This window comes from Conexibacter sp. CPCC 205762 (genome assembly GCF_030646155.1).
In the GTDB taxonomy this organism is placed as follows: domain Bacteria; phylum Actinomycetota; class Thermoleophilia; order Solirubrobacterales; family Solirubrobacteraceae; genus Conexibacter.
In genome coordinates this window covers 55,343-72,365 of sequence record NZ_JAUTDN010000032.1, presented here as the reverse complement: position 1 = coordinate 72,365, position 17,023 = coordinate 55,343, and the positions used below count along the sequence as shown (strand labels likewise).

The following is a 17,023-nucleotide window of genomic DNA, read 5'->3' as shown; positions in this document are numbered from 1 at the left end:
GCGGACGGCGCCGAGCCGGCGGGCGCGGCCACGTCGGGCGCGGGAGCGGCCGCGGGCGCGGCGTGCGCGGGCGCGGCGTGCGCGGGCGCGGCGGCCTCGCCCTCGACCTCGTCGCCCTCCAGCACGCGCACGATCACGGTGCCGACCGGGACCGTCTCGCCGGCCTCCACGAGGTGGGCGCCGAGCCGGCCGGCGACCGTGCTCTCCAGCTCGGAGGTCGCCTTGTCGGTCTCGATCTCGACGACGCTCTCGCCGGCCTCGACCGCATCGCCCGGCTGCTTCAGCCAGTCGAGCACCGTCGCCTCGGTCATCGCGACGCCGACGGCGGGGATCGTGATCTCGATCATGCCGGCGCCCCCGCAGCGACCGCGACCCGCCCGGCCGCCGGCGCGCGCTCGCCGAGCACGGCCAGCATCCCGTCGAGCGTCGAGCTCCAGACGCGCTGCTCGGAGCCGGTCGAGTACCAGGCGAAGTGGGGTGACAGCAGCACGTTCGGCGCGTTCAGCAGCGGGTGATCGGCCGGCGGCGGCTCGCTCGCGAGCACGTCCAGCCCGGCGCCCGCGAGCCGGCCCTCGCGCAGCGCCTGCGCGAGCGCCTGCTCGTCGATCAGGCCTCCGCGCGAGACGTTCACCAGCAGCGCCGTCGGCTTCATCCGCGCGAGCGCCTCGGCGTCGATCAGCCTGTCGGTGTCGGCGGTCAGCGGGAGGTGGAGCGTGACGACGTCGCTGCCGGCGAGCAGCTCGCCGATCTCGCCGACGCGGCGCACGCCCGGCAGCTCGACGTCGGACCACGGGTCGAACGCGAGCAGCTCGCGCACGAACGGCGCGAAGCGGGCCGCGACCGCCTGCCCGATCCGTCCGACGCCGACGATCCCGACCGTCTGCTCCGACAGCGGCGCGACCGGCGCCAGCGCGCGCCAGTCGGTCCAGTCTGCGCGCACGACCGCGTCGCCCTGCACGAGCTTGCGGTTGAGTCCGAGCGCGAGCGCGAGCGTGTGGGTCGCGACCTCGTCGATGCAGTAGTCGGGCGTGTGGAAGACGGCGATGCCGCGCTCGCGCGCCGCGTCGAGGTCGATCGCGTCGAGCCCGACGCCGGCGCGCCCGATGATCCGCACCGACGGCGCGAACGCCTCGATCAGCTCCCGCGGGAGCGGGTTCGTGACGACGAGCACGCCGTCGGCTCCCGCCGTCGCCGCGGCGACGGCGGCAGGCGTCTCCAGCAGCGCCCGCCGCAGCTCGACGCCGGCCGCGGCGCCGTGCGGCTCCACCAGCGCGGGATCGACGAACGGTCCATCGGCGAGGACGAACACGGGGTTGGGCACGAATCTCTCCATGACTGATCGGGGCGGCCGCGACAGACGTCCGCGGCGGCGGCCTCCTCCAGGCCGCTGGTAGATCATACATCATGTACCACTCACTGCTAGGCTGCGCCCATGGAGACCGAGATGCAGGGCCGCGTGGCGGTCGTGACAGGTGCTGCCGGGGGGATCGGCCGCGCGGCGTGCGCCGCGCTCGCTCGTGCGGGCGCGCGGGTGCTCGCCGTCGACCTCGCCGCGGAGCAGGCGGAGCAGGTCGCGAACGAGCTGCGCGCCGGCGGCGCCGAGGCGCTCGCGTTCGCGGCGGACGTCAGCGACGCCGCCGCCGTCGAGGGCTACGTCGCGCACGCGCTGGCGACCTGGGGCCGCCTCGACGTGCTCTTCAACAACGCCGGCATCGAAGGCGCCGTCGCGCCGCTGGAGGCGTACCCGCTCGACGTCTACGACCGCGTCATGACGGTCAACGTCCGCAGCGTCTTCCTCGGCCTCAAGCACGCGCTGCCGGCGATGCGCGCGCAGCGCTCCGGCTCGATCGTCAACTGCTCGTCGGTCTCCGGGCTGCGCGGCGCCGCCGGCACCAGCGGCTACGCCGCCAGCAAGCACGCGGTGATCGGCCTGACACGCGTCGCGGCCGCCGAGGCCGGCGCCGACGGGGTGCGCGTCAACGCCGTCTGCCCGGGGCCGATCGCGACGCGGATGATGACCTCGATCGCGCAGCTGACCTCGCCGGACGACCCCGCCGTCGCCGCCGCGGCCGCCGCCGCGCGCAACCCCAGCGGCCGCTGGGGCGAGCCGGAGGAGGTCGCGCGCGTCGTCGCCTTCCTCGCCTCCGACGCGGCCAGCTTCGTCAACGGGGCGGTCTGGCCCGTCGACGGCGGCCGGACGGCGGTCTGATCCGCACAGGCAGGCGGCGAGGAATCGACAGCGGCGCCGTGCACGTGGCGCGTCGCCGCTACTGCGGCGTCGTCTGCAGCGGCCACACCTCGATCACGCCGTGGGCGACCGCGCACGGCGAGCCGGCCGCCAGCGCGATCGCCTCCTCCAGCGTCTCGGCCTCGATCAGCGCAAAGCCGGCGACGGGCAGATCGGCGCGCATGAACGGCCCGCCGGCCGTCTCGACGCGCGCGCCGTCGTGGTTGCGGACCTGCGTCGGCGTGCCCGCGATCCCCATCGTCGCGCCCCGTTCGAGCAGGCGCGCGTCATGCGCGTGCGCGGCGTCGCGCACCGCCTCCGCAGTCGTGTCGTAGCCCTGCCGGTCGCCGTACCCGATCGTCACGAACGTCGCCATCGCGGTTCCTCCTTCGGTCGCTCGCAGGTTCTGACCCGTGCGAGCGACCGAATTCATCGGCGCGGCGCGAGCACCCGCAGGAAGCGCCGCTTCGAGACGCCGCCGGTCGTGACCGTGACGCGGTAGAGCGCGGGGGCCAGTCTGAGGCGCAGCGTCGCGCGGCGCAGGCGGACTCCGGCAGCCGCGGCCGTGCGGGCGGGCGCGGCGGTCGACGCGGCCTCGCGGGCGGTGGCCGGGCTGGCGGCGACGGACGCGACGGCCGGGCGGAGGACGGAGACCGTCCGGTAGCGGCCGGCGAATCTGCCGGGTGAGCCGATCGGCGGGCAGCGGTCGAGGCCGCCAGTGCCGAGCGCGCGCTCGACGCGCACCCGCACCGCGCCGGCTCTGCCCGTCCACAGCCGCAGGCCGACCGTGACGGCGCCGCCGCTGGCCGCCGGCCGCACGCAGCGACTCGCGAGCGTGAATCTCGTCAACGCCTGCGCCCGGCGCGCCGGCGGGGGCCCGGCAGGCGCGCCCGGCCCCGGCGACGGCGGATCGACGGAAGGCGGCGCCGGATCGACCGCCCGCGCGCGCAGCTCGACCGGCTCGCCGCAGCCGCTCGCGGCGGCGTCGTTGCGGTCGTCGCCGGGATAGCTGACGGCCCAGCGGTAGCGGCCAGGCTGGGTCGGGGCGAAGGCGGGCGCCGCGACGACGCGGGGATCGCCGGGCGCCGCTGCGCCGCCGACGGCCGCGCGGCCCGTGAAGACCGGCTCCGTGGCGCACGTCTCGTCGCCCGGCCCGTGCAGCGCGAAGGTCAGCTCGCCGCCGGGCTCGTACGCCTCGGCGAGCGTCGCGGTCGCCGACAGCGGCGCGCCGACGACGACGCCCGCGGCGCCCGCCGGCGCGGGCGCGACGGTCAGCGTCGGCGCGGCCGGCGCGATCGTCGTCGTGCGCGAGCCGGTCTGCTCGAAGCAGTCGGTTCTGAACGGCTGGTTGAGGTCGTCGCCGGAGTAGCTCGCGGACCAGCGCCAGGTGCCGGCCGCGTCGGGCGTGAACGGCTCGCTCTGTGCGCCCGCCTCGCTCGCCGCGGCGACGCTGGTGAAGCGCGGCGCCGCTCTGCAGCTCGGGTCCGCCGGACCGTAGAGCGCGAACTCGATCGTGCCGCTCTTCGCCGCCGCGCGACCGCTGCCGCCGCCCCCGAGGCAGCCCCAGCCCTGCGCCCGCCGCACGCTCGGCGCGCACGTCCACGGCCCCCATGCCACGCTCGCGTGCAGCGGCCGGCCGACGACCGGATCACCGTGGACGCTGACCGTCAGCCCCTCGGCGACCTTCACCACCTCGAGTCTGCGGCCGCCGCAGGCCGACTCCTGCGGGTCGTTGTCGAGGTCTCCGCTGTACGTCAGCTTCCAGAAGTAGGTGCCGATTCTGCTGGGCGTGTAGGCGGCGGTCGCGTATCTGCCAGCGCCGCTCACCGTGACCGTCTCGCTGTAAAGCGGCGTGCCGCTGCAGGTGGCGTCGTCGTAGAGCGCGATCGTCGCGCTGCCGCTCGGGCGCTCGCCGCCGTCGAGCGTGATCGCCGGCGCGATCGGCGTGCCGACCGCGACCGACCCGGGCGAGCCGCTTTCGTAGATCGCCGGTCTGCCGGGCCGCCCGTCGGCCGCGAGGCCGGTGATCGTGTCGAAGCCCGAGAAGAGCCAGAACTGCGAGACGTCGCTGACGGGCTCGGTCGTGCGGGCACGCCCGAGCCATCCGTCCGCCCTCGCCCAGTAGACCCAGCCGCTGCGCGCCGCGAGTTGGTCGGCGCCGGTCGTGGAGAGCCACACCGATCTCGGCGTCGGGTCGCTGAGCGGGACGCGGCCGACCAGCGGCCAGCTGGGATCCGCCCACAGCAGCAGGCCGTCGTCGACCACGATCGAGTCCGGGTCGCCCAGCAGCGAGACGAACTGCAGCTGCTCGTCGCTGCCGTCGCGTCTCGCACGCGCGACGCGGCCGAACGAGTCGCGCGCCCAGTAGAGGTGGTCGGCGTCGACGGCGACGTCGCGGGCGCCCACCATGAGCTTCCAGAACGGGTTCGCGTTGCCGCCGTCGAGGTCGGCGCGACCGATCGAGCCCGCGAAGCCGGGGTTCGAGGAGGTCCAGTAGATCGCGTCGTCGCTGACGGCGAGCCTGACCGCCCAGGCGTTTCTGATCCACTGCTGCTCGACGCCGCTGCCGTCGAGGTCGGCGCGGGCGATGTTGCCGGCGTCGTCGATCCAGTAGATCTTTCGTCCAGCGACCTCGATCGCTCTCGCGCCGAACGGCGGGAGGATGAAGAACGCGTCGACGTTTCTGCCGTCGTCGTCGGCGCGGGCGATCGTCGTCGTCCCGCTGCCGACTTCGCCCGTCCAGTAGACGTGGGCCGAGGCGGCCGGCGCCGCCAGCAGGACCGCCGCGAGCGCCAGCAGGAGCGGGAGCGTGGTGCGTCTGAAGGTCATCTGCGCGTCTCCCGGTCGTCGCTTCGCAGCGATAGGCTCACCGCGCGGGCAGCGCGGCAGGGACCGCCGGCTCGACTTCGCGATGCACTGGGCTTCGAGCGTACGCACAGCCGCCCTGAGCGGCAATGGACCGGGGACCCGAGTCGGAGGGGACCTGAGTCCCGTCGCGGGAGCGAGCGCGGCGATCGTCGCGCTCGGCGCGGTCGAGGCGGTGCTGCTGTTCGACCAGCCGGACGCGCCGTGGCAGCTCGCCCTCTTCATCGTCGCCGCCTGGACCTGGTTCGCGGCTGGCGTCGTCGCCGCGCGACGGCGACCGGGCAACCGGATGGGCGCGATCATGGTCGTCGGCGCCTTCGTCTGGCTCGGCGCCGGGCTCGCGAACGCGCCGCTCGCCGCGCTCTCGGCCGTCGGCCTGGTCGTCCAGCTGCTGCCGCTGGCGCTCGTCGTCCACCTGCTGCACGCCTTCCCCTCCGGCCGCCTGCGCGGCGGCGCCAGCCGCGTGATCGTCGCCGGCGTCTACACCGCCGCGCTGCTGCTGCACGCCCCCGCATACCTGTTCGCCCCCGGTGACGCGGCCGCGACGCTGCAGCTCGCCGACCGGCCCGACCTCGTCACGCTCGGCGCGACCGTGCAGGACACGATCGGCGGCGCGCTGATGGTCGCGACGGGCGTGCTGCTGGCGCTGCGGATGCGCAGCGCGACGCAGGCGCAGCGTCGCCTGCTGGCGCCGCTGGCGCTGTACGGGATCGTCGCGGTCGTCTCGACGCCGCTGCTGAGCCGCCTGCTCGACGGCGCCCCGCTCGCCTTCTTCACCGCCCAGACGCTGCTGCTGACGGGCGTGCCGGTCGCGTTCGCGGCGGCGATGGCGATCGGCGGCTTCGCCCCGACGGCCGGCGTCGCGCAGCTGAGCGCCTGGCTCGGCGCCGCCGACAACGCGCCCGCGACGCTGCGCGGCGCGGTCGCCGACGCGCTCGGCGACGGCTCCGTCGCGCTGCTGCTGTGGGCCGGGGAGCGCTGGGTCGACAGCGACGGACGCGCGGCGGCGCTGCCGGACGCGGGCGCGACGGACGCGGGGCGGCCCGTCGCGGGCGCGGGAGGGCGCGGGCCGAGGGCAGCGGACGCGGGCCGGCGCGGGGCGGACGCCGAGTCGTCCGGCCGCGGCGTCGCGCTCGTCGAGGCCGACGGCCGCCGCGTCGGCGCGATCGTCTACGACGCGACGCTGATCGCCGACCCGGCGCCGGTCGCGGAGGCGGCCGCCGTGATCGCGCTCGCGCTCGACCGCGAGCGGCTGACGGCCGAGCTGCGCGTCAGCAACGACGGCCTGCGCGACTCGCGCGCGCGGATCGCGGCCGCCGCCGACGCCGAGCGGCGGCGGATCGCGCGCGACCTCCATGACGGCGTGCAGGGCCGCCTCGTGCTGCTCGCGCTGCAGGCGCGCGAGCTGTCGCGCAGCGACGACGCCGGGCCCGCGGCGCGGGCCGAGGCGGCGCGGCTGCGGACCGAGCTGGAAGCCGCGCTGGGAACGTTGCGGGAGCTGGTGCAGGGCGTGCTGCCGGCGGCGCTGGTCGAGCGCGGCCTCGGCGCCGCCGCGCACGACCTCGCCGACCGCATGCCGCTGCCGACGACGGTCCTCGCGGGCGACGAGCGCTTCCCGCCGGCGGTCGAGAGCGCCGGCTGGTTCGTGATCGCGGAGGCGCTCGCCAACGCCGTGCGCCATGCGCGGGCGCGGAGGCTCGACGTGCGCGTGCAGTGGGCCGGCGGCGGCCTGCTGATCGAGGTCCGCGACGACGGCGGCGGCGGCGCCGCCCCCGCCCCGGCCGGCGGCCTCGCGGCGAGCGGCGGCTCCGGCCTGCGCGGCCTCGCCGACCGGCTCGACGTGCTCGGCGGCCGGCTGCGGATCGAGAGCCCGCCCGGCGGCGGCACGCTGATCGTGGCGGAGGTCCCGTGCGGGTCGTGATCGGCGAGGACGAGGCGCTGCTGCGCGAGGGGCTGGCGCTGCTGCTGGAGCGCGGCGGCTTCGAGGTCGTCGCGCTCGCGCCCGACGCCGAGACGCTCGTCCGGCTGGCGCGCGAGCACGCGCCCGACCTCGTCGTGACCGACATCCGCATGCCGCCGACGCAGGCCGACGAAGGCCTCCGCGCCGCGCTCGCGATCCGCGCCGAGCGGCCCGAGACGGCGATCGTCGTCGTCTCCCAGCACGCTCAGCGCCGCTACGCAGACGAGCTGCTTGCCCAGCAGACGGCCGGCGCCGGCTACCTGCTGAAGCAGCGGATCGTCGAGTCCGAGCAGTTCTGCGACGACCTGCGCCGCGTCTGCGCCGGCGGCATCGTGCTCGACCCGGAGCTGGTCAGCGTCCTGCTCGGCCGCGCCCGCCCCGACGGCGACCCGCTGCACGAGCTGACCGAGCGCCAGCGCGAGGTGCTGGCGCTGATGGCGGAGGGCCTCAGCAACAGCGCGATCGCCGCGCGCCTGACGATCACCGAGAAGGCGGTCGTCAAGCACGTCGCGAACGTCTACGACGCGCTCGGCCTGACGCCGGGCGCCGACGACCACCGCCGCGTGCAGGCGGTCGTCCGCTATCTGTCGAGCTAGCGCAGACGCGACCTAGATCCCTTGTCCCGGCGGGCCGGGACGCCGAGAGTCGCGGGTTGCACGCAGGACGCGTGCCGCCGATCCGACAGAACCGGAGCCCGCCGCATGAGGAAGTTCGCCCTTCACGCCCGTCCCGCGTCGACACGGAGCGCGCTCGTCGCCGTCGCCGCCGCCGGCCTGCTCGCCGCCGCCCCGGCCGCCGCCGGCGCCGCCGGCTGGGTCGACGGGCCGAAGTTCAACGTCGCCGCCCCCGCGGCCGGCGTCGACTTCTCGGCCGCGCCCGACGGCTCGTCGACCGCGGCCTGGTCCGGCATCGACATCAGAGACACGAGCGCACCGGGTCTGGTCGGCATCCAGCACGCCGCCGCCAACGGCACGCTCGGCCAGACCCAGACGCTCGGGACGGCCGCCCCCGACACGCTCCAGACCGACGTCGCCAGCGGCGCGTCCGGCGCCTCGGCGGTCGTGTGGGCCGGCGTCGCCACCAACAGCGACCCGGTCAAGCTGGCGCTGCTGCGTCCCGACGGCTCGGTCGTCGGCACCTACACCGTCGCCGACGACCTGCGCGCAGGCGTCCCGACGGTCGCGGTCGACGGCGGCGGCAACGCGCTCGTCGCCTGGATCGGCTACGACGCGGACGCCGACGAGCAGGTCGCGAAGCTGCGGCGCGTCACCGCCACGGGCGCGCTCGGCAGAACGCTCACGCTCGGCCCCGCGGCGATCTCGTCCTTCGCGCTCTCGCTGTCGCTCGCCGTCATCCCCTCCGGCACCGGCTGGGTGACGTGGAACGACGGCACCGTCGACTCGCTCGCGCGGATCACCCCGTCGGGCGAGCTCGACGCCAGCGACGCCCTCCCCTCGCCCGGCGCGTCGGCGTTCGCCGCGCTCGCCAGCAACGACGGCGGTGCCGTGCTCACCCGCCTCGAGATCGGCTCCGGCGGGCCGTCCTCCGCCCGCGTCGCCGGGCTGCGGCTGCCGACCTCCGGGGCGCTGTTCGGCGCCGGCTTCCAGTCGGCCGAGCTGACCTCCGTCGGCGGGACGCTGCCGCCGACCGGCAAGCCGGCGCTCGCCGCTGACGGAACGGTCACCTTCGCGTGGACCGGCGGCGAGCTGACCGACCCCACGACCGCCCACCTGAACGTCTCGTACACCCGCTTCCCGCCGGGCGCGACCTTCGCGTCCGTCCAGCAGCTGCCCGCCAGCGGCAGCGCCATGGGCGAGATGCTGCCGTTCGTCTCCCCCGTGGCCGGCGGCGGCACGCTCCTCAGCTGGCTGCGCGTCGACAACATCATCACCCCGATCGTCGACACGACCATGATCGCGGCCGACGGCACGCTCGGGCCGGTGCTCTCGACCGGGCTGTCGGCGTCGTTCGTGTCGGGCGGCGTCACGCCCACGTTCGACCACGTCCTGATGCCGTACGGCACCAACGAGGGCGCGCTGCTCGGCGTCTCCAACCAGCTGATCCCGGGCCTCGGCTCGCTCACGGTCAAGCGGCTCGACGTCGTCGCGCCGCAGCTGAGCGCGACGATCCCCGCCGGCGGCGTCACCGGCCAGCCGCTGACCTTCTCCGCCGCCGTCAGCGACGGCTCGGTGTGGTGGGACTTCGGCGATGACTCCGGCTCCAGAAGAGCGGTCGTCAACCACACCTACGGCACGCCGGGCACCTACGCGATCTCGGTCACCGCGACCGACGCCGCCGGCAACGCGACGACGCGCAGCGGTCAGCTGACGATCGCCGCCCCGGCGACGCCGCCGACGCCGGGGGCCAGAAGAACGGCCGCCGGACTGAAGCTGACGAGCGCCGTCCGCAGCGGCGGCGACGTGACGATCGCCGGCACGATCGCGAGCACGGCGAGCGGCAGAGTCGGCCTCGTATACGCGCAGAAGAACGGCCGCAGAACGCTCTCGGCGAGCACGAGCGCGAGAATCGCGAAGGGCAGGTTCAGCGTCAAGCTGAAGCTCTCGAAGGCGCTCGCGAAGACGTTCAGGCTGAAGCCGACCGTGACCGCCTCCTACGCCGGCAGCGCGACGCTCGACGCGGCCAGAACGGTCCGCACCGTGACGCTCAGAAGAGCGGCCAGAAGAAGCGCCAGAAGAAGCGGCAAGAAGAAGCGCTGAGCTCAAGTCCCGCGCTTACCGACCGATGTTCGATTCGTACGCGGATCGAGCAGCGGGAGGATGGCGTGGGGACGATGACGAGCAGGTCGCGACGGGCGCTCGCAGCAGCGGCGCTCGTCGCCTTCGGTGCCGCAGGCGCCGGCTGCGGCGCGGCGACCGAGGCGGCGCATCACGACCACCACGCCGCCGCGGCGAGCGCGGCCGCCTGGAGACCGAAGGCCGGCCTGGCGCTGAGAGACCCGCGCCAGCTGTACGCCAGAGACGGCGTCCTGAAGGTCGACCTGACCGCCGCCAGAGGACGGATCGTCGTCTCCGGCTCCTCCGTCGTCGCACAGCCGTTCAACGGCCAGTTCGTCGGACCGACGCTGCACGTCAGACCGGGCGACACGATCGAGGCGACGATCCACAACAAGACCGACGCGCAGACCAACATCCACTACCACGGCCTGCACGTCTCGCCGACCGGCCTCTCCGACAACGTCTTCCGCACCTTCGAGCCGGGCAGCAGATCGCGCTCCGTCGTGAGAGTCCCGGCCGACCACGACACCGGCACCTTCTGGTACCACGTCCACTTCCACGGCCTCTCGGAGGGCCAGCTCGCCGGCGGCCTGTCGGGCCTGCTGATCGTCGACGGCCTCGAGAGACTGCTGCCGGCCGAGCTGCAGGGCGTGCCCCAGCGGCAGCTCGCGATCCGCAATCTCGAGCTGGTCAGACCAGACACGGTCGCGACGCTCGGCAGAGACGTCAGCCCCGGCAAGCGAGCGCCGCAGCTCGTCAACGGCCTGCTGAGACCGGCGCTGACGCTCAGATCGGGCGCGACCGAGCTGTGGCGGCTGGCAAACGTCGGGCCCGACGCCTTCTACGACGTCTCGCTCGAAGGCCACCGGCTGACCGTGATCGCCGAGGACGGCTCACCGGTCTGGACCGTCAGATCGCACGCCAGGCTGCTGATCCCGCCCGGCAAGCGCTTCGACGTGCTCGTCCAGGGCAGCGCCAAGCCCGGCAGCTACCGCCTGCTGGCGCACAGATACGACGGCTTCGCGCCGCAGCCGACGACCTCGCTGGCGACGGTCACGGTCACCGGCCCGGCGGTCGCCGTGCCGCCGCTGGCACTGCCGAGAACGCTGCCGACCGGCACCACGAGACTCGACGACGCGACGATCGCGCGCAGACGCAGATTCGTCTTCTCCTTCGGCCGCGGCAGAACGTTCAGAGCGCTGATCAACGGCAAGCAGTTCGACCCGATGGCGATGCCGGTCGCGGCGCGGCTGGGGACGGTCGAGGAGTGGACGCTGGAGAACACCTCCGACGAGGACCACCCGTTCCACATCCACGTCAACGACTTCCAGGTGATGAGCGTCAACGGCAAGCGATACGCCGCCGACGGCCTGCAGGACGTGGTGACCGTCGACAAGCTCGGCGGCAGCGTCGTGATCCGCAACTCGTTCGACGACTACAGCGGCCACTTCGTCTTCCACTGCCACATCCTCGGCCACGAGGACGCCGGGATGATGAAGACGATCGAGGTGCTGAGAAGAGGCCAGCAGCCGACCCCGCCGCCGATGGCCGGGATGAAGCACCACGACCACGGGATGTGAGCCGCCTGCTCAGCGGCGGGCGGCGCGGAAGGAGCGCTGCCCGCTGCAGGCGCCGACGCTGAGGCTCGCGATGCCGTCGGTCAGTGCGCGGCCGCGCAGGCGGCCGCTGACGAGCACGCTCGAACCGCCGCGCACGGCGACGCCGTAGAAGCGGCCGTCGGGCGCGACGCGGGCGCGGGCGAAGGCGGCGACGCCGGCCTGCGTCGTGATCTGGCCGCCGACGCTGCCCGGCGCGGGCACCGTCGGGCAGACCATCGTCACGTCCGCGCGGAAGCCGCGCAGCGTGCGGCCGCCGTCGGCGACGCGGAAGCTGACGGGCGCTCTGCGCGTGCCCGCCCAGGTGCCGTCGGAGGCGGCGGAGGTCGCGCGGCGGCCGCTGTCGGGCCGGGCGCGGACGCCGACCGCCGGCGAGACGAACCGCTCGCCGACCGTCACGACCGCGCGCACGCGCTGTCTGCCGACCGGGAGCGTCGCGATCACCATCGCGCCGCTCCCGCCGCCCGCGGCATCGCCGCCCGCGCGGCTGCCGACGACGCCGCCCGCGACGCGCTTCCAGCCGCCGCCGACCTGCCGCTCGAGCGTCACCGCGGCGCCCTCCGGCGCGCCCGGAGCAACGACGCCGAACGCCGCCGGATAGCCGCCGTAGAGCGCGCGCGGCGGGCTCAGCCGCGGCCGCACGTCGGCTCTCACGACCAGCCGCCGCGGCGCGCTGCTCTCGTAGGAGCCGGCGCAGCCGGTGCAGATGCGCGAGACCTGCCACCAGTAGACGCCCGGGCTGAGGCCGCTGCGGTTCTCGTCGCCGAGCGTCGTCGCACACTGGCCGGCGGGCAGCGTGTTGTCGCTCTGCGGACCGGCGAGGTCGACGCGGCGATCGTCGCGCAGGCGGCCGTCGCCGCCCAGCTCGGCCGAGGTCGCGAGCGCGGCGGTGTAGTCCGTCACGCCACCGTGGAGCGCGAAGCCGTCGCCGAAGTCGACGGTGCGGTAGTCCGGGCAGGTGAAGACGAAGCGGCTGCCGCTCGCCGACGGCGCGACCGTCGCCCCGTCGGCGGGGCTGAGCAGCTCGATCGCCGCGTCGCCCGGCAGCGCCCGCGCCGCTGCGGTGGTCAGCAACAGCGCGGCAAGCGCGCAGAGGAAGGCGGCGGCGACCGAAGCACGCATTTCCGGAGCAGCCTAGCGCGCGAGCCGGCGCGGCGCCGCGCACGCCGGCCGCGGCGCGCGTCAGCCGCCGCGGGCGCCTGCCGCGCGGTGCGTCAGACCTCGGCGCCGTTGGCGGTCAGCGTCACCTCGATGTTGCCGCGCGTCGCGTTCGAGTAGGGGCAGACCTCGTGGGCGGCGCGCACGACCTCGACCGCCTGGGCCGCGTCGCCGATCGACGGCAGCGTCACGTTCAGCGCGACCGCGAGGTCGAAGCCGCCGGCGCCGTTGGGCAGCAGGTTGACGTGCGACTCGATCGTGACGTCGTCGGCCTCCAGCTTCTGGCGCCGCGCGACGACGCCGAGCGCGCCCTCGAAGCAGGCCGCGTAGCCGACCGCGAACAGCTGCTCCGGGTTGGTGCCGTCGCCGTCGCCGCCCATCTCTCTCGGCAGCCGCAGCTGCACGTCGAGCGCGCCGTCGTCGGTGCGGCCGTGGCCGTTGGCGCGACCGCCGCTGACCGTCGCGTTCGCGCTGTAGAGGACTTTCGCCATGTTCAGCCGTCCTTGCGTCGAGGGGTGATGCGTCAAATGTGGCAGACGCGATAGCCGAGGTGGACGACGCCGCTGGCGAGGCGGTGCTCGGTGGTCAGCTCCAGCGCGATCCGCTGACCGGCCGGCAGCGCCGGCTTCCTGCCGCCGCCGACCGCGATCGGGCTGACGAACAGGTCGACCTGGTCGATCAGCCCGGCGGCGAAGGCGGCCGCCGCGATCGTCGGCCCGCCGATGCCGACGTCCGTCGGCGCGGACGCCTTCAGCGCCCGCACCGCCTCGGCGTCGAACGATCGCTCCAACCGCGTCCGCGCGGTCTCGACCGCGTCGAGCGACGCCGAGTAGACGACCTTCTCGGCTGCGCGCCAGAGCGTCGCGAAGTCGCGCTCGACCGGCGGGTCCTCCGGCTCGTCGCCGTTGGCCTCCCAGTACGCCATCGTCTCGTACATGCGGCGGCCGTAGAGGAGCGTGCCGAGCGGCCGCACCAGCTCGTTGACGTAGCCGTGGTACTCATGGTCGGGGACCATGAAGTCGAAGCGGCCCTCAGCGTCCTCGGTGAAGCCGTCGAGCGACGCGTTTGCGATGTAGATCAGTCTCGCCATGTGAGGTCAGACGATGGCGAGCGCGAGAACTCATCGCAACACCCAGGGCGTCAGCCGAACGTCGTCAGCTGCACCCCGCGGCAGTCGAACAGCGGACCGTCGGCCTCGTAGTCGTCGGTCGCGGGGTCGCAGGCGACGACGAGCGTGACCGTCAGCGTTCTCGCGCTTCTCAGCCGCGCCAGCGCAGCGGTCACGACGACGCGCTTGAAGGCGCGCGTGAGCGGATGCGACGGGCGCGTGTCGAAGCGGCGCGTCTCGGCGCTGACGGCACAGTGGCCCTCGTCGCCGAGGCACTCGGCGTGGCCGAAGATCGAGAACGAGCCGGCGTAGCTTCTGCGTCTCGCGCTCGCGTTTCTGGCCGTGACGGCGGCGTCGTTGAAGAAGACGAGCGCCGTGTAGGAGGGGCGGAAGTGGTCGATCCCGTACAGCTCCAGATCGGCGCGCGCGACCGCGCCGCCAGCGCCGTTCAGCTCGCCGAGGTCGATCGGCCCGAAGGTGTGCAGCTCGATCATCTTCTGCTCCCTCTTCTGCTGGGCGCTCTGCTCGGTCTCGACGGCGGCAGCCCGACCGAGCGGGTCGCGTACTCGTAGCCGAGTCTCTGCACGCTGAGCGTGTCTCTGACGGTCAGGCCGAACGGGCTCAGCGGCAGGTTCAGCAGCGACGGCGGTATCCGCGTGATCCCCCAGCGCACCTGCCACAGGTACCAGAGGCGGTCGATCATGCAGTGGTGGGCGAAGAAGACCGGGTCGAAGGCGGCCGTCGAGACCGTGCCCATGTCGCCGCCGACCCAGACGTGGACGCTGTCGTGGAAGTCCTCGAGCCGGTCGGAGAAGGAGGCGAAGTCGGAGTCCTCCAGCAGGTCGGCGACCTGCGCTCTCGTCGGCAGTCTCGTGAACGGGGCTCTGCCGGGCGCGCGCGTGGTCCAGTGGTCGACCGGCGGTCTCGCGGTCGGCACGTACGCTCTCGTGCTCGCGAGCGGGTTTCTCGCTCTGCCGGTCGCGCCCGCTCTGTACGCGGCGGGGATGTTCGCGACGGCCGTCCAGTCCCACCACGGCAGCGCGATGTCGGTCGCGCCGATCGCGGGCGGCAGGTCGCGCGCGCGGTCCTGCAGCGCTTGCTCCAGCCACCACAGGTAGGCGCGGTGCCAGGGCAGGAACAGCCGCGCCTGCTCCGGCGTTCTGGGGTTGCGCTGGTGATGCCAGCAGTACCAGCCGGGCGCGCCGTGGAAGCCCGCGATCGTGTTGTAGCTCGCTCTGTCGAGCCGTCTCTCGGCGGCCGCCAGCGCCGCGGCGAACGCCTGCATGTAGGGCGCTCTGACGTCCCCCACCTGGAGCCGGTAGACCATTGATCCCGCCATGGGCCGGCATCCTGCCAGCAAACGGAGCGTCGATGCGGATGATTTCGGTGTGTGGCGCGCCGGCGCGCGTCAGAAGACGATCTGCGAGCCCATCGTCACGACGCGCTCGGCCGGCAGGCGGAAGTACTCGGTCGGCGAGGCGGCGTTGCGCGCCATCGCCGTGAACAGCAGCTTGCGCCAGAAGGCCATCCCCGGCGATCTGTCCGGCACGATCGTGATCGAGGAGAGGAAGTAGGTCGCGTGGTACGGGTTGAAGTCGACCGGCAGGCCGCCGGGGGCGTTGCGCGCTCTCATCAGCGTGCGCGGCACGTCGGGGCGGTCCTGGAAGCCGAAGCGGAGCGTGATGTGGCTGAAGTCGTCCTGCTCGTCGCCGAGGTGGTCGAAGCTGACCCGCTCCGCCTGCGGCACGTGCGGCGTGGTCGTCGTCTCGACGGAGACGATCACGATCGTCTCGTGGATCGCGCGGATCCGGTCGACGCCGACGCGCAGCGCCAGCGGCGTCGTCTCCTTGCCCTGGTTGAGGTAGACGGCGACGCCCTGCACCTGCTTGATCAGCGGGCTGCGGCGGCGCATCCGCGCGATGAAGTCGGGCAGCGGCCCCTCCGCTCTGCGGCGCGCGATCGTCACCTCCTCACGGCCCTTGTCCCAGGTCGTCAGCAGCAGGAAGACGAGCGCGCCGACGAGCAGCGGGAACCAGCCGCCGTGGCCGATCTTGGTGACGTTGGCGGCCAGGAACAGCAGGTCGACGGTGACGAAGCCGAGGATGCCGGCGACGACCATCCACAGCGGCTTGCGCCACAGCACGCGCAGCACGACGAGGAACAGGATCGAGTCGATCAGCAGCGTGCCGGTGACGGCGATCCCGTACGCGGTCACGAGCTTCGCCGAGGAGCCGAAGCCGAGCACGAGCGCGACGACCGCGACCAGCAGCGCCCAGTTGACCGCGGGCACGTAGACCTGGCCGATCTCGCCCTCGGAGGTGTGGCGTATGTTCAGCCGCGGCAGGTAGCCGAGCTGGACCGCCTGGCGCGTGACGCTGAAGGCGCCGGAGATGACGGCCTGCGAGGCGATCAGCGTCGCCAGCGTCGCGAGGATCACGACCGGGATCTGGGCCCAGTCGGGCAGCAGCAGGTAGAAGGGGCTGGAGATCGTCTCGGGACGGTCGAGGATCAGCGAGCCCTGGCCCATGTAGTTGAGCGTCAGCGCCGGGAAGACGACGAAGAACCAGCCGCGCCGGATCGGGCTGCGGCCGAAGTGGCCCATGTCGGCGTAGAGCGCCTCGGCGCCGGTGACGGCGAGCACGACCGAGCCGAGCGAGATGAACGCGATCCCCGGGTGGTCGACGAAGAACGCGAGCGCGTAGTGGGGCGAGAGCGCCCGCAGGATCTGCGGGTGGTGGATCACGCGCGCCGTCCCGGCCGCGGCGATGACCGCGAACCAGACGACCATCACCGGCCCGAACAGGCGGCCGATCACGCCGGTGCCGAAGCGCTGGATCAGGAACAGCCCGATCAGCACCACGAGCGTGAACGGCAGCACGAAGTGCTCCAGCGACGGCGCCGCGACCTCGATCCCCTCGACCGCCGACAGGACCGACACGGCCGGCGTGATCATCCCGTCGCCGTAGAACAGCGCGACGCCGAAGAGGCCGGCGATCACGAGCGCCGACTTGACCCACGGCCGCTCCAGTCTCGCCCGCCGCACGAGCGCGACGAGCGCCATGATCCCGCCCTCGCCCTGGTTGTCGGCGCGCATGATGAACGTGACGAACTTGATCGAGACGATCAGCGTCACCGCCCAGACGATCAGCGAGATGACGCCGTAGACGTCGCCGGTCGTCGGCTTGACGGCGCCGCCGTCGGCCGCGAAGACCGCCTGCAGCGCGTACAGCGGGCTGGTGCCGATGTCGCCGAAGACGACCCCGAGCGCGCCGAGCGCGAGTGCGGCGGGCGCACCGTGCTTGGCGGCGGTCTTGGCGGCGTCGCCGGGCGCGGTCATCGGCGCGCAACTGTAGC

Annotated in this window: 15 protein-coding genes; 5 read left to right on the top strand and 10 right to left on the bottom strand. The window is 74.0% G+C overall.

The features are described from left to right. Both Q7L73_RS20895 and Q7L73_RS20890 read right to left on the bottom strand, forming a co-directional pair. Nucleotides 1-347 (bottom strand): biotin/lipoyl-containing protein (locus Q7L73_RS20895; protein WP_304715630.1); only part of this gene is annotated, 347 nt, incomplete at its 3' end. Next, nucleotides 344-1,321, bottom strand: coding sequence for a C-terminal binding protein (locus tag Q7L73_RS20890; protein WP_304691593.1), 978 nt, complete (start codon nucleotides 1,319-1,321; stop codon nucleotides 344-346). The genes Q7L73_RS20890 and Q7L73_RS20895, both read right to left, overlap by 4 nt. A gap of 111 nt (nucleotides 1,322-1,432) precedes the next feature. Between Q7L73_RS20890 and Q7L73_RS20885 the strand changes: the two genes are divergently transcribed. After that, nucleotides 1,433-2,209 (top strand): SDR family NAD(P)-dependent oxidoreductase, encoded by a 777-nt coding sequence (locus Q7L73_RS20885; protein WP_304691594.1) that lies wholly within the window; start codon nucleotides 1,433-1,435, stop codon nucleotides 2,207-2,209. A gap of 58 nt (nucleotides 2,210-2,267) precedes the next feature. Here Q7L73_RS20885 and Q7L73_RS20880 read toward each other — a convergent pair whose 3' ends face one another. Both Q7L73_RS20880 and Q7L73_RS20875 read right to left on the bottom strand, forming a co-directional pair. Then, nucleotides 2,268-2,603, bottom strand: coding sequence for a YciI family protein (locus tag Q7L73_RS20880; RefSeq protein WP_304691595.1), 336 nt, complete (start codon nucleotides 2,601-2,603; stop codon nucleotides 2,268-2,270). 53 nt (nucleotides 2,604-2,656) lie between these two features. Further along, nucleotides 2,657-5,056, bottom strand: coding sequence for a hypothetical protein (locus Q7L73_RS20875; protein ID WP_304691596.1), 2,400 nt, complete (start codon nucleotides 5,054-5,056; stop codon nucleotides 2,657-2,659). A gap of 211 nt (nucleotides 5,057-5,267) precedes the next feature. On the opposite strand from Q7L73_RS20875, the gene Q7L73_RS20870 reads away from it, so the two are divergent. The 4 genes from Q7L73_RS20870 to Q7L73_RS20855 all read left to right on the top strand — a co-directional run bounded on the left by Q7L73_RS20870 (nucleotide 5,268) and on the right by Q7L73_RS20855 (nucleotide 11,367). Further along, nucleotides 5,268-7,013 carry a sensor histidine kinase gene (locus tag Q7L73_RS20870; protein ID WP_304691597.1) on the top strand — a complete coding sequence of 582 codons (1,746 nt, stop codon included), beginning with the start codon at nucleotides 5,268-5,270 and terminating at the stop codon, nucleotides 7,011-7,013. Beyond that, the gene (locus tag Q7L73_RS20865) at nucleotides 7,001-7,648 is read left to right on the top strand and encodes a response regulator transcription factor (RefSeq protein WP_304691598.1); all 648 of its coding nucleotides are present in this window, start codon (nucleotides 7,001-7,003) and stop codon (nucleotides 7,646-7,648) included. The genes Q7L73_RS20870 and Q7L73_RS20865 overlap by 13 nt, the downstream gene beginning before the upstream one ends. Before the next feature lie 105 nt (nucleotides 7,649-7,753). Beyond that, nucleotides 7,754-9,769: a PKD domain-containing protein gene (locus Q7L73_RS20860; RefSeq protein ID WP_304691599.1), complete on the top strand. Its 2,016-nt coding sequence runs from the start codon at nucleotides 7,754-7,756 to the stop codon at nucleotides 9,767-9,769. A gap of 74 nt (nucleotides 9,770-9,843) precedes the next feature. Beyond that, nucleotides 9,844-11,367 (top strand): multicopper oxidase family protein, encoded by a 1,524-nt coding sequence (locus tag Q7L73_RS20855; RefSeq protein WP_304691600.1) that lies wholly within the window; start codon nucleotides 9,844-9,846, stop codon nucleotides 11,365-11,367. A 9-nt stretch (nucleotides 11,368-11,376) separates the two neighbouring features. On the opposite strand, the gene Q7L73_RS20850 is transcribed toward Q7L73_RS20855, so the two are convergent. The 6 genes from Q7L73_RS20850 to Q7L73_RS20825 form a co-directional block, all read right to left on the bottom strand. After that, complete coding sequence (locus tag Q7L73_RS20850; protein WP_304691601.1) at nucleotides 11,377-12,525, bottom strand: hypothetical protein; 1,149 nt, start codon at nucleotides 12,523-12,525, stop codon at nucleotides 11,377-11,379. Nucleotides 12,526-12,617: 92 nt separating this feature from the next. Beyond that, nucleotides 12,618-13,052 carry an organic hydroperoxide resistance protein gene (locus Q7L73_RS20845; protein WP_304691602.1) on the bottom strand — a complete coding sequence of 145 codons (435 nt, stop codon included), beginning with the start codon at nucleotides 13,050-13,052 and terminating at the stop codon, nucleotides 12,618-12,620. Between the two features lie 32 nt (nucleotides 13,053-13,084). Then, nucleotides 13,085-13,651 carry a dihydrofolate reductase family protein gene (locus Q7L73_RS20840; protein WP_304691603.1) on the bottom strand — a complete coding sequence of 189 codons (567 nt, stop codon included), beginning with the start codon at nucleotides 13,649-13,651 and terminating at the stop codon, nucleotides 13,085-13,087. Nucleotides 13,652-13,701: 50 nt separating this feature from the next. Then, nucleotides 13,702-14,163, bottom strand: a complete 462-nt coding sequence (locus Q7L73_RS20835) for a hypothetical protein (RefSeq protein ID WP_304691604.1) — start codon at nucleotides 14,161-14,163, stop codon at nucleotides 13,702-13,704. Further along, on the bottom strand, nucleotides 14,160-15,008 hold the full coding sequence (locus tag Q7L73_RS20830; protein WP_304691605.1) for a tyrosinase family protein: 849 nt from the start codon (nucleotides 15,006-15,008) through the stop codon (nucleotides 14,160-14,162). Before Q7L73_RS20830 ends, Q7L73_RS20835 begins: the two co-directional genes overlap by 4 nt. A 69-nt stretch (nucleotides 15,009-15,077) precedes the next feature. Then, entirely contained in the window at nucleotides 15,078-17,006 is a 1,929-nt protein-coding gene (locus Q7L73_RS20825; protein ID WP_304691606.1) for a potassium transporter Kup, read from the bottom strand. Nucleotides 17,007-17,023 lie beyond the last annotated feature (17 nt).

What these genes read in the sequence shown, in the direction of transcription:
- Q7L73_RS20885 (WP_304691594.1), top strand. Translation starts at nt 1,433, where the DNA reads ATGGAGACCGAGATGCAGGGCCGCGTGGCGGTCGTGACAGGTGCTGCC.
- Q7L73_RS20880 (WP_304691595.1), bottom strand. Translation starts at nt 2,603, where the DNA reads ATGGCGACGTTCGTGACGATCGGGTACGGCGACCGGCAGGGCTACGAC.
- Q7L73_RS20875 (WP_304691596.1), bottom strand. Translation starts at nt 5,056, where the DNA reads ATGACCTTCAGACGCACCACGCTCCCGCTCCTGCTGGCGCTCGCGGCG.
- Q7L73_RS20860 (WP_304691599.1), top strand. Translation starts at nt 7,754, where the DNA reads ATGAGGAAGTTCGCCCTTCACGCCCGTCCCGCGTCGACACGGAGCGCG.
- Q7L73_RS20855 (WP_304691600.1), top strand. Translation starts at nt 9,844, where the DNA reads ATGACGAGCAGGTCGCGACGGGCGCTCGCAGCAGCGGCGCTCGTCGCC.
- Q7L73_RS20850 (WP_304691601.1), bottom strand. Translation starts at nt 12,525, where the DNA reads ATGCGTGCTTCGGTCGCCGCCGCCTTCCTCTGCGCGCTTGCCGCGCTG.
- Q7L73_RS20845 (WP_304691602.1), bottom strand. Translation starts at nt 13,052, where the DNA reads ATGGCGAAAGTCCTCTACAGCGCGAACGCGACGGTCAGCGGCGGTCGC.
- Q7L73_RS20840 (WP_304691603.1), bottom strand. Translation starts at nt 13,651, where the DNA reads ATGGCGAGACTGATCTACATCGCAAACGCGTCGCTCGACGGCTTCACC.
- Q7L73_RS20835 (WP_304691604.1), bottom strand. Translation starts at nt 14,163, where the DNA reads ATGATCGAGCTGCACACCTTCGGGCCGATCGACCTCGGCGAGCTGAAC.
- Q7L73_RS20830 (WP_304691605.1), bottom strand. Translation starts at nt 15,008, where the DNA reads ATGGCGGGATCAATGGTCTACCGGCTCCAGGTGGGGGACGTCAGAGCG.
- Q7L73_RS20825 (WP_304691606.1), bottom strand. Translation starts at nt 17,006, where the DNA reads ATGACCGCGCCCGGCGACGCCGCCAAGACCGCCGCCAAGCACGGTGCG.